The 12,372-nt window shown below is 55.8% G+C and carries 8 protein-coding genes; 6 read left to right on the top strand and 2 right to left on the bottom strand.

Translation table 11 applies throughout. The annotated features are described in order from the left end of the window. The first annotated feature begins 104 nt into the window (after positions 1–104). From GSD1FS_RS06210 to GSD1FS_RS06190, 5 genes are all read left to right on the top strand, one after another. Positions 105–2,213, top strand: a complete 2,109-nt coding sequence (locus GSD1FS_RS06210) for an APC family permease (protein ID WP_155588861.1) — start codon at positions 105–107, stop codon at positions 2,211–2,213. Positions 2,214–2,333: 120 nt separating this feature from the next. Next, a complete protein-coding gene (locus GSD1FS_RS06205; RefSeq protein ID WP_155588860.1) occupies positions 2,334–3,815 on the top strand; it encodes a S10 family peptidase in 1,482 nt (493 codons plus the stop codon). A 62-nt stretch (positions 3,816–3,877) separates the two neighbouring features. Further along, entirely contained in the window at positions 3,878–5,347 is a 1,470-nt protein-coding gene (locus GSD1FS_RS06200) for an APC family permease (protein ID WP_155588859.1), read from the top strand. A 134-nt stretch (positions 5,348–5,481) separates the two neighbouring features. Continuing rightward, positions 5,482–6,459 (top strand): 1,4-dihydroxy-2-naphthoate octaprenyltransferase, encoded by a 978-nt coding sequence (gene menA, locus GSD1FS_RS06195; protein ID WP_343030229.1) that lies wholly within the window; start codon positions 5,482–5,484, stop codon positions 6,457–6,459. A gap of 128 nt (positions 6,460–6,587) precedes the next feature. Then, positions 6,588–7,328, top strand: a complete 741-nt coding sequence (locus tag GSD1FS_RS06190) for a phosphoglyceromutase (protein WP_155588858.1) — start codon at positions 6,588–6,590, stop codon at positions 7,326–7,328. A 475-nt stretch (positions 7,329–7,803) separates the two neighbouring features. On the opposite strand, the gene GSD1FS_RS06185 is transcribed toward GSD1FS_RS06190, so the two are convergent. Further along, positions 7,804–8,343 carry a pyridoxamine 5'-phosphate oxidase family protein gene (locus GSD1FS_RS06185; RefSeq protein WP_155588920.1) on the bottom strand — a complete coding sequence of 180 codons (540 nt, stop codon included), beginning with the start codon at positions 8,341–8,343 and terminating at the stop codon, positions 7,804–7,806. A gap of 1,131 nt (positions 8,344–9,474) precedes the next feature. Here GSD1FS_RS06185 and GSD1FS_RS06180 point away from each other — a divergent pair. Further along, entirely contained in the window at positions 9,475–11,514 is a 2,040-nt protein-coding gene (locus GSD1FS_RS06180) for an oleate hydratase (protein ID WP_155588857.1), read from the top strand. Between the two features lie 124 nt (positions 11,515–11,638). Here the strand turns inward: GSD1FS_RS06180 and phoU are convergent, their stop codons facing one another. Then, a complete protein-coding gene (phoU, locus tag GSD1FS_RS06175; protein ID WP_155588856.1) occupies positions 11,639–12,319 on the bottom strand; it encodes a phosphate signaling complex protein PhoU in 681 nt (226 codons plus the stop codon). Between the last annotated feature and the right edge of the window lie 53 nt (positions 12,320–12,372).

Genomic DNA, 12,372 nt, shown 5'->3' with positions numbered 1-12,372 from the left:
CACGTTCGAGTGATGCTGCTCGAACTTTACCGCGATTGCTGGTAGCGCGGCGGTCGCGGTTGCAGATATTGGTTCTGGAGATCTTAAGGGAAGGGGAAGGAACCATGAGCACCACAACACCAGGGAGAAGTGTATCTACATCCTCCAATAGCGCGGCAAACACAGCTGGCGCAAGCACGAAAACCAGAGGAGGCGGCGGAGCCGGACTGTCGACATTGGCGCTCGCGATGATGAACGTCACCATCATCGCCGGTCTTGCCAACGATGTGCAGCAATCGTTCTACGGGCTCTCGTCCGTCACGTTCTTCCTGCTCGGCGGCCTGCTGTTCTTCCTGCCTACAGGATTGGTTGCAGCTGAACTGGCGTCCGGTTGGAGCCAACGCGGTGGCATCTTCCGCTGGGTGGGCGAGGGAATCGGCGTATTCCCGGCGCTGTCGTGCCTGCTGATTCTATGGTTCCAAACCACATTCACCTTCGGCTCCGGCATTCCATCGATGTCTGCGACGATCGGCTTCTTCACCACGAACTACGACTGGGCCGTCGACTTCGCGAAGAACTCGCATTCGTGGAAGGTGACGCTGCCGATCATGATCGGCTGGCTCGCCTACTACTGGTTCTGCTGCTTCCTCGCAACGCAAGGAGTGAAGACGTTCAGCAAAATCGCGCAATATGGCGTTATTCTCGGCACATTCCTGCCACTTGGCGTGATGACGATTCTCGCCGTGGTCTGGCTGTGCCAAGGCCACACGCCGGCCATTGCACTCACACCGTCAGGGCTCGTGCCGAAATGGGAGGGCATGTCGACGCTCGCGTTGGCTGCAGGAGTGTTCTTCTCGTTCTCCGGCATCGACATGAACGCCGCGCATATCAAGGACTTGAAGAAACCGAATAGGCAATTCCCGCTCGCCATTTTCATCTCGATGATTCTTGTGCTGCTCATCTTCATCGTCGGCACGTTGATCATTGCCATTGTGATTCCAAACAATCAGATCAATCTGCTCTACACGCTGTTCGCCACATATCGTGCGCTCGGCGCGACCATCGGATTCCCTGATTTATATCTCGTATTCTGCTGGCTGGGCATGCTCAACAGCTTCGCCGCGCTGATCACCAATCTCGCAGGTCCGTCGTACATGCTCGGACAGGCTGGACGTTCCGGATTCCTGCCGAAGTTCTTGCAGAACAATAACAAGCATGGCATGCCAAGCCGCTTGATGTACACACAAATGGCGTTGATGACGCTTATCGCGTTCATCGTGTTCCTGCTGCCGAACGTCGAAGGCTTCGTGGCGTTGATCACGCAAGCCATCACGATTCTTTACCTGACCTATTACGTGATGATGTTCGTCGCATTCCTGCGTTTGCGCTATCAGCAGCCGAACCGCCCACGCGGATTCAAAGTTCCCGGCGGCATGTTCGGAGCATGGCTGGTCGCTGGCATCGGCATCATCGCTTCGGTGTTCGGCATCGTGCTCGCGTTCTACCCACCTGCCCAACTTGAGAAGGAAGTTGGCTCAGGCATCACCTACGATCTGATCATCATCGGCTTGCTCGCCTTCGTGTTCATCGCCTGCATCGTGATCTACAGGGCTTCACGCAAGCACAATTGGGCTGACCCCACCAACCAGTTCGCACCGTTCACTTGGCAGATCGAAGGCATGGCAAAGCCGGGCAAGGCGCTCTCGAACATTCCAACCGCGATGCTCAGCGAAGACCAAAACCCAATGGGCCTGCCGATCAAACGGCACTACGACCCGAATGGCATGCTCAGGGATCTGCCGACTGGCAAAGACCCCTTCCAAGGCACGGCTGCCGCAGAATTGTTGAAGAAGCATGGCATCACCGAGCCGTCTGAACCGTCGAAAGTGGCGCTCGTCGGAGACCCGACAGTGGGTGTCAAAACCTTGGCATACCAACCGAGGCCGGTGCATACGAACGCCGAAGGCAACATGCTTCCCATGCCGAGTGCCGCCAGCATTGATGCGTCTCCGGTTCCGCAGAGCGAACAGCAGGCGCTCGCCGATGCGAAGAACGCACGCCATGACGCACGTGCATACCACGACATGGCGCAGGCGCTCAACCAGCAGGCGAAAGACGACATCGCGCTGGCCGAAGCCATCCACCGCGTTCAGGTCGATGAAGCACAAGCCAAGGAAGCTTCAGACGGCGCAGCGGAATCCAAAGCAGAGGGCAGCAATAAGCAGAGTAAGTAAGTTCGATAATTCTCGCACTGCTGGCTCGAAATCTATATTTTACGCTGCAATATGCATTGCAACATCATCGCAAATTCACACTTCTACACACAATCAGTAAGTCAAGTAAGGAGTACTGAAATGAGTGAAGACAACACCACAACCAAGGAACAAGCGGACTCCAAGAAGCAGCCTCTGGAACCGCTTCCGCACACAGTCGCCAAGCAATATGTGTGGCAAGGACCTGATGGTGCGAAGATCCCATACACCGCAACCGCTGAAATGATTCCGGTGCGCCACGACGATGGCGCGCCAATGGGTCACATGTTCATGTTCTCGCAGGTTTGCGACGACGCTCCGGCGGACGATCGTCCCGTCACCTTCTGCTGGAACGGTGGTCCAGGTGGTGCCTCATACATGGTCAACATCGGTGGTATGGGAGCCAAGCGCGTCAAAACCGATGGCATGGCACATTTGAAGGGTGTCGGCGAAGTGGAAGACAATCCATATTCACTGCTGCCAAATTCCGACCTCGTGTTCATCGACGCGTTCGGCACCGGCTACTCGCATGTAGACCCGAACTACGATGCCAAGAAAGTGTGGGGCGTAGACGGTGATGCCGACGCCTTCACCCGTGGCATCATCGAATGGCTCACCGAGCACAAGCGCTTCAACAGCCCACTGTATCTGTACGGAGAATCATATGGCACGATGCGCAACGCCGTCGTCTACCGCATGCTCGGCGAGCACGGCATCGGTGTGACCGGCGTCATCGAACAATCCACCATACTTGACTACGCGCCAACGCTTTCTGGAAACGACGCCTACTACATGGGCATGGTACCGGTGTATGCGGCCACAGCCAACTACTTCGGCAAAGCAGGAGCGGGCGAAGATCAGTTCAAGTGGTACAACAAAGCATTTGATTTCGTGAATTCAACGCTTGCCGGAGCGCTCGTGCTCGGCGATGAACTGCCGGCAAGCAGAATGGATCAGATCGCAGGGCAGATGAGCGAACTCATCGGCCTGCCAAAAGAGTTCATCGTCAGCAAGGGATTGCGTATCGAACTCGACACCTTCCGCAAGAACCTGCTCAAAGACGAAGGTAAAACAACCGGACGCTACGACACCCGTTTTACGACCTATGCCTATCAGGATGTGCAAGGCGACAACGAGTTCTTCGCCGGCGAAGACCCGTCGTACGACGCGATCAACGCCGCCTATCTCGACGTCTATATGAAAATGCTCTCCGACATGGGGTTCACCGGCTACGAGAACTACGAAGGATTGTCGATGAAGGTGAACGAGGCATGGAACTGGAACCATCAGGCTCCTGGCACCATGGGCTCTCCGCAAACGCCGAACGTCGCATTCGACCTCGCCACCGCATTGCGCCGCAACCCGACGAGCCGCATCCTGTTCCTCGGTGGCATCCACGACGCCGCAACGCCATATTGGAACGTGCGTCACGACATGAGCAAGATGTTCCTGCCGCAAGAACTGAAGAACCGCATCGAATACCAGCTGTATTCCAACGGTCACATGCTCTATTGCGACGACGTTGCGCTCGCAGCCGCAGGCGCAGAGCTGAACGCGTTCTATAACAAGCGTCACGAAGACTAACATCACAAAAGTAGAAAGCAGCGCGGGGAGCGCGCATAGGCGCGAACATGAAGGGAAGAACAATGACGGTACCAACATCACATGGCGGAGTTTCGCACACGCCGACCAACACACAGCCGAACACGAAGCCGGTCACAGTGAAACGCACACTTTCTGTGTTCGACCTCGTGGTATTCGGCATGATCTTCATGGTGCCGATCGCGCCATTCTCGATCCTCGCCTCAGTGTCAACAACGTCGCATGGCATGCCAGCGCTCGCATATCTGATCGCGATGATCGCCATGCTGTTCACCGCGCTGTCTTTCGACCTCATGGTGCCCCGCTACCCATCAAGCGGCAGCATCTTCGTCTACGCAACCGATGAGATCAACGGGCCGGTCGGCTTCGTAGTCGGCTGGCTCATGTTGTTGCAATACCTGATTACACCGGCGATCATGCTCATCATGGCAGGACTCGCCATTCACGAATATGTGCCGAACGTGCCCGTGTGGGTATGGTGTCTGATCTTCCTCGCAATCATCTCAATCGTTGCGATGCGCGGCGCCAGCGCCACAGTATTGGTTGACAAACTCGCGCTCGTCGCGGAGCTCGTAGTGCTCGCATTGTTCTTCATCTTCGGCATCATCTATGTGGCGAAGCATCCAGATATCGCGCACTTCTCACTCGACGGTTTCTATAACCCATCTAAATTCGAATTCGGCGCGGTCATGAGCGCGGTGTCACTCTGCGCCATGTCGTTCGTCGGCTTCGGCTCAGTGGTCACGCTCGACGATCAGAGCCTCGACCCCAAGCACGGACCGTCGCGCGCGATGATCATCATCGTGCTCATTCTCGGCGCACTCTACATGGCGATGAGTTTGCTCACCGTCTGCATGGATCCCAACGGCACAATCATGGCCGCCAATCCAAACAACGGGTTCTATGTGGTTGCCGCGCTCGCCGGCAAATGGCTCGGCGTGCTGTGCGCCATCGCGAACGCGCTCGCTCTCGGTATTTTCACCGCGCTCTCCGGAATGACGGCAGGCTCCTCGCTGCTGCGTGTCATGGCGAACGATGACGCGTTGCCGTCAGTGTTCGGCAGAATAAGCAGCAAAACGCGCGTCGCCACAGTAGCCACCGGTTTCGTCATCATACTCACGCTCGTATTGATCTTCGTTTTGCTACCGGTCGGCATGACCACCGGCGCGAAGATCTCCAACTACGGCGCACTGTCTACATATTTCATGCTCAACATCGCCGTTATTTGGGGACTTGGCATCAAGGGGAAGCTACGCAGTCACGGCAGATTCTGGCGCACGATCATCTTCCCGCTGATCGGCGCCGCGGTCACCGGCACCATTTTCTGCTCACTGGGAACGCCGGTGCTCATCATCGGCACGGTGTGGCTCGTGCTTGGCATCGTTTTCTACTATGTGTGGACGAAAGCGCTGCATCACGCACCTGATCTGCTCTCCGAAGCTCGTGCCAAAGGTGAAACCAAGCAACAGCGCATCGCCGGCAAGCAGACGAGCTCGGCGAATGCGCGCGCCTGAACCCAGCTGTCATTTGCGTCGCGACCTATTTATCTGAGTCGCACAGTGTTCGTGTACTGACTCATATATAGATGGGTCGCGAATATGCAGGTTGTGAACAGTGTTTTCGCGCGCCCGTGAGAGAATCGTGTGCCGTGAGAATCCAAGACTATGTTTCCGGTATGCGCATCCCCACGCTCGCGCTGAGTGTTGCTCCCGTGTGGATGGGCGTTGAAGCTGCGCTCTATGAGTTCCGCGCGCGCGACATCTCTGCTAGTTCCGGCACAACAGTTGCTGTTGCTTTCCTGTGCTTGGGTGTTGCGCTGTTTCTGCAGATCGCCGCGAATTTCGCGAATGATTATTCAGATGGCGTGCACGGCGCCGACGCAAACCGTGGCGCAAACAGCGGCGTCATCGAATCGATAGATATAGATGTCGCTGCGGAAAACGGGTACACGCGCGAAGAAATCGACGAAGTGCTGCAACGCGCCGCACCCACCCGTCTCGTTGCGTCTGGTGTGCCGCCGAAGCATGTGCTCATCGCAGCGATAGTGAACGCCGTGCTCGCGTGCGCGTGCGGCATCGCGGTCTGCGTGCTCACTGGTCACTGGTGGCTCATACTCGTGGGTGCCATGTGCGTGGCGGCAGCCTGGTTCTATGTGGGCGGGCCGAAACCATACGGATACATGGGATTCGGTGAGCTCGTCGCGTTCGTGTTCTTCGGTTTGGTGGCGACACTCGGCACGCAGTATGCACTGTGCGGAACGATCACCGGCTACGGCTGGTATGGCGCGGCAGTCATCGGTTTGGTTGCGGCGATCGTGCTGTCGATCAATAATCTGCGCGACATTCACACTGATGCAGCCGCCGGTAAGCGCACGCTCGAAGTTCGCATTGGCGAACGCGCCTCCACGGTGATGATTTGCGTGGCGATAGGCGTCGTGCTGCTCGCCATGCTGATTCCGTGGAGCGTGCTGTGGATCACGATTGATTCGTCGCTCGAAAATCTCACGATTATCAGTGGATACGCGGCGACGCTCGGTTCCATTGTGCTTATTCTGATCTCCGTCGTCGCGATTCTCGACGTGGCACATCACCGCTTCCGCAACGCCATGAAAACATGCTGTGGATAGCTCTGGCTGTGGCGCTGGTGTATTTCGGCATGATGATGTCGCTGTGAAGCATGTGAATTATCTGCCGCGTCACACGTTCGTGGACAACGCGCGCAGAATTGACTTTACAAGGCGCTAGACTAAAACCTATGACTTACAAACTGGTACTGCTCCGACATGGTCAGAGCGCATGGAACAAAACGAATCAGTTCACCGGCTGGGTTGACGTCCCGCTGACCGACAAGGGTCGCGAAGAGGCGAAGAACGGCGGCAAGTTGATGAAGGAGAAGGGCGTTCTGCCTGATATCGTCTTCACTTCGCTGCTGCGCCGCGCCATCAACACCGCGAACATCTCCCTCGACGAGGCCGATCGCCTGTGGATTCCAGTCAAGCGTGACTGGCGTCTCAATGAGCGTCACTACGGCGCTCTGCAGGGCAAGAACAAGACCGAGATTCGCGAAGAATACGGCGATGAGAAATTCATGCTGTGGCGTCGCTCCTACGGCACCCCGCCGCCGGAAATCGATCCGAACGACAAGTATGCGCAGAACAACGACCCGCGTTACGCTGGCGATCCGGTTCCTGAAGCCGAATGCCTCGCCGACGTCGTGGCTCGCGTCAAGCCATACTTCGAAGCCGAGATCGAGCCTGAGCTCAAGTCCGGCAAGACCGTTCTGATCGCCGCGCACGGCAACTCGCTGCGCGCCATCGTCAAGATGCTCGACGACCTGAGCGAAGAAGAGATCGCCAAGGTCAACATCCCAACGGCAATCCCGCTGGTCTACGAGCTCGACGAGAACTTCAAGCCGATCAAGAAGGGTGGCGAATACCTCGATCCTGAGGCCGCCGCCGCTGGTGCCGCTGCTGTTGCAGCGCAGGGCCAGAAGTGATTCTCGCTGACTTGAATCTCATCTGACAGATTTATAGAAGTGCCTCCCGCATAATGTTACGGGAGGCGCTTTTGCATATGCGGGCTTCCGTGTTTCGCCGTTTCCGCGCGGATTTTTGCTGTTTTGACGCATAATATGGCTGTTTAAGTGAACTAAACAGCAAAACTATCGGTGAAAACGGCAAAAGGTTAAGTATTTTGCTGTTTCTACTCAGATTTTTGCTGTTTGACATATATTCTCTTGATTAAAGTGAATAAATCGGCAAGATTATTGGCAAAACAGCAAAAGTGTGATATTTTGCTGTTTTACGCATATTTTCGCCGTTTATACATAGAAAATGGCTTATTTGTGTGTATAAACAGCAAAAGGCTCTGTTAAAACGGCAAAAGAAGATATTGAAACGGCAAATAGCCGACAAATGCAGCATGACCGCGAATCACATAGCAAGATCGGTGATGCAGATTCACTGCTGCAGTCACATGCCGTGGGGAACCGGATGCCATTTGCCGGCGAAGTCTCTAGACACGACCTTCCATACAGTGACGGCTTTCACCTGCGCTGGCGTAAATTCCACATTCGGCATATTCATGCGTTGCTTCATCAGGAGGCTCATAATTCGACTTTTCTCGTTGACGTCTTCCACGACCGATGCCACGCCAGTGCCGACGATCGACCGGAAACCGCTGCTCGCCGTGCATGGCGTACGCCCCATGTAGAGGTGCTCGTCGCAATCCATCTCGAACGCAACCTGCAGCGCGTTGCCCGCTGCCGCGATCGCGTCGAGTTTGCGCCCTTCATGCGCAGAATGCATATACAACGCTAGATCACCAAACTCAGCTGGCGTTACTTCACGTTCCGGATCCTCGAATTGCGCGAGATCATAGTCATATGCAAAGTTAATCGGCACAATGGTGAGACCTTGCACGTCGGCATATGCGATGCGCACCACGCTGCAATCACGCAGCACATCGGCGATCTGCGAAGGTGCTAGAATCTCACGATCGGCTCGACGCATCGGCCTGTGCTCACCCGCCACTGTTTCCGCATGAACATGCGCCGCCCGTCGCAACGAGGCTTCCGGCACATGCTTCGCCGAACCATACTGCGCAGACTGTGCAGTGCTTGCACGCTCACTGTGCATTCCGTTGACCATACTCATCCTTCCGCTATTCCGTGAATCCCATTATGACTGACGCTCTCCCTGATAATCGTTGGTGTTCCCTGTGAAATTCCGCTACATCCGGCAGGATGCTTGACAGACTTACGCTGATGGCAATTCATTGCTTGTGCGATTACCGCTTCGCTCGTCGCGTTATGTCTAATTGGAAAATACGCGCCCTACTCGGAAATTACGCGCGCTAGTTGGAAAATCCGCGCGCTATTTGGAAATTAGGTCACTTTTTCGCTCAAAACATGACGTATTTTCCAAGTACGGCGCGCATTTTCCAAATACCACGCGCATTTTCCAATTAGACATAACGTACCGGTGGGAAGATGAATGAGAACGGTGGCTATGCGTGCATTCTGCAGGATTGCTCTGCTGGTTGCATGCTAGGGGAGCTGTTGCAGTGCTGTCGGCAGATAGGTTCTGCTGGCTGTGCACGAGGAAATTGCTTGGCGTGCTCTCTGCGGGATTAACCTGCTGGTTGCACGCGAGGAGGGTCGTTGTGGTGCTTTTGACAGAAGGGTTCTGCTGGCTGTGCGCGAGGGCGGTGTCCAGGAGGGCAGTCAGCAGGATGTTCCTGTTATCTGCACGCGTAGGAAGCGGCTAGCGTGCGTTCTGCAGGATTAACCTGCTGATTGTGCGCGTGGGGATTGCTTGGCATGCATTCCGCAGGATCGACCTGTTGGTTGCACGCGAGGAGAGCTATTGCAGCGCTTCTGGCAGTTGGGTTCTGTTAACAGTGCGCGAAGATGGTGGCCAGGATGACGATTAACAGGATATTTCTGCTGGTTGCACGCGAAAAAGCCATCACGATGGCAGCGCAGATTGTAGACGCTTGGCCGCGCACAGGCAACATGGCGGACGCTCACAGTGAAGACTCGAACAAAGCCCAGAATAGTGGGCGAGAATGGTGAGTAGAGCGCCGAGATCCGACGCATGCACAGACCTGCACAACGTTGCAAGGAACTGCAAGGAGGCACCATGTATTATTCGGCGGGCAATTTCGAGGCATTCGCCCATCCAGCCAAGCCAGAAGGCATTGAGAACAAAAGCGCATACATCATCGGCACAGGACTCGCGGCACTGACCGCCGCGTTCTACCTGGTTCGCGATGCGCAGATGCCGGGCAAGAACATCCACGTGTTCGACAAAGACGAGCTGCCGGGCGGCGCGCTCGACGGCGCATTCATCGCCGGCGAAGGCTACGTGATGCGCGGTGGTCGCGAAATGGACAACCATTTCGAAGTGATGTGGGACGTGTACCGTGACGTGCCGAGCTTCGAAGATGAGAACGTGTCGGTGCTCGACTATTACTACCAGCTCAACAAGCACGATCCGAATTATTCGAACTGCCGCGCTACGAAGGCTCGCGGCCAGAACGCGCATACCGACAACAAGTTCAATCTTTCCGACAAAGCCGTCATGGAGATTCTCAAGCTCTACCTGGCTCCTGAGAAAGAGCTCGAGAACAAGAAGATCACCGATTACTTCGACGACGAAGTGCTCAACTCGAACTTCTGGCTGTATTGGCGCACGATGTTCGCGTTCGAAAACTGGCAGTCTGCGCTCGAGATGAACCGCTACATTCACCGTTACATTCACCATATCGGTGGCCTGCCGGACTTCTCGGCACTGCGTTTCACCCGTTACAACCAGTATGAGTCGATGATTCTGCCGCTGATGAATTATTTGAAGGCGCATGGCGTGCAATTCCACATGCACACTTCGGTGGATGATGTGACTTTCAAGATCTCCGACCGTGAGAACGGACCGTCACGTAACCAGTTCACGAACGTGGCGATGGACGAGGCTCAGCGCGCACAGGCGGAAAACGGCGCGTTCCATCGCAACCCATACAGCACTCCGAACAAGAAGGTCGCCGACACGCTGGTGATCACTGATCTCGATAAGAACGAGAAGAAGACGATCCAGCTGACTGAGAACGATTTCGTGTTCATCACGAACGGCGGCTTGGTGGAGAGCACCACCGAAGGCAGCCAGACGAAGCCTGCTGGTTTCGATCCGTCGCTCAAGCCTGGCAATGGCTGGGACATGTGGAATCGCATCGCAGCCGTCGACCCGAGCTTCGGCCACCCTGAGAAGTTCATCTATGATCCGAACCTGACGAAGTGGATGAGTGCCACTGCCACTTCGCTTGACGACAAGATTCCTGCATACATCGAGAAGATCACCGGACGCAGCCCGTTCGGTGGGCATGTGGTGACCGGCGGCATCGTGACCGTTGAGGATTCCAACTGGTTGATGAGCTGGACGGTGAACCGTCAACAGCAGTTCCATGACCAGCCGAAGGATCAGATCAGCACATGGATCTACGGCTTGTTCCCCGACAAGCCGGGCAACTACATTCGCAAGCCGATGCAGGATTGCACCGGTGAGGAGATCTGCGAGGAATGGCTCTACCATATGGGCGTGCCGACCGACCAGATTCATGAACTCGCCAGCAAGCACTGCAATACGGTGCCGGTGATGATGCCATACATCGACGCGTTCTTCATGCCACGTGAACTCGGCGACCGCCCTGACGTCGTGCCTGACGGCGCGGTGAACTTCGCGTTCATCGGCCAGTTCGCAGAAGAGCCGCGTGACACGATCTTCACCACTGAGTATTCGATGCGCACCGGCATGGAGGCCGTGTACCAGCTGTGCAATGTGGATCGTGGCGTTCCGGAAGTGTGGAACAGCGAATACGACGTGCGCGACATGCTCAACGCAGCCGTCAAACTGCGCGATGGCAAGCCGCTTACCACGTTCGGCCGCAATGAGATCATGCACAAGGCGATCGCCGCGGCACTCGGCAGGACGAAGGGCACGTATATTTACGACCTGCTCAAGACCTACGGCGCCATTCAAGATCCGAAGCATCCGGTGAACATGAAGCCGGGCATGCACTTCGACGAATCGTTCGACGAAGCTGCGGAGGCGAAGCTGGTCGCCGAGGCCAAGGAAGCGGAACGTGAGGCGTTCGCGAATAAGGATTCCGCTCAAGCAGACGCGCAATAAATAACACATCTGTCAATAATTTAGAGCAAATAAAACGTGCGGCTCCACAGAGTAGTTCTGTGGAGCCGCACTGCATATGTCAACTAATAATCAGTGAATTACTGCGCCGGAGCAAACGCCCGCATCAGTCGATATCGGTGCCCTCGTCACGCGTCGGCGTCTTCGACGGGTCAAAACCGGAGACCACGAACACCACACGGCGTGCTGCAGACACCGCGTGATCGCCGAGACGTTCCATGAAACGCCCGATCAGCACGACGTTGATGAGCTGCTCGTTCGTGCCCTTCCAATCCGGGCCGTCCGCATATTGCATGATCTGACGGTGCAATTCGTCGAGCTTATCGTCATCTCGAATAATCTGGTCGGCAATGCTCGTGTCTCGGTCGACGAGCATGTCGACGATTCGCCCGCCGGTAATATCAAGGAACTGCTGCATTTGCGTGAATGTGCCGGTCAGATTCTCCGGAATAGGGGAGTTCGGGTAGGTGCGGCGCGCAGCTTCGGCAATATGGCGCGCAAGATCACCCATACGTTCGAACGTGGTGGCCAAGCGCATCGTCGCCACAACCACACGCAGGTCGGTGGCCACGGGATTCTGCCGAGCAAGCAGTTCCACGCACTGATCGAGAATCTTTGCCGACAAGTCATCAATATTGGCATCGTTGTCGATCACCGTTTGCGCGGCGTCGAGATCTTGATTGAGGAGTGCTTCGCCAGACAGTCGAATGGCATCGCGCACATTGCGTGCCATGAGATCGAGATTGTCGGCGACCGCTTTGAGTCCCTCGTTGAAAATTACGCGCATGTCATCCCTTTCATGGTTGCTTCCCGCATTCATTGTAAACGATTCCCATGCCC

This window comes from Bifidobacterium canis (genome assembly GCF_009727065.1).
Classification (GTDB): Bacteria; Actinomycetota; Actinomycetes; order Actinomycetales; family Bifidobacteriaceae; genus Bifidobacterium; species Bifidobacterium canis.
This window is presented reverse-complemented; position numbering and strand designations above follow the sequence as displayed.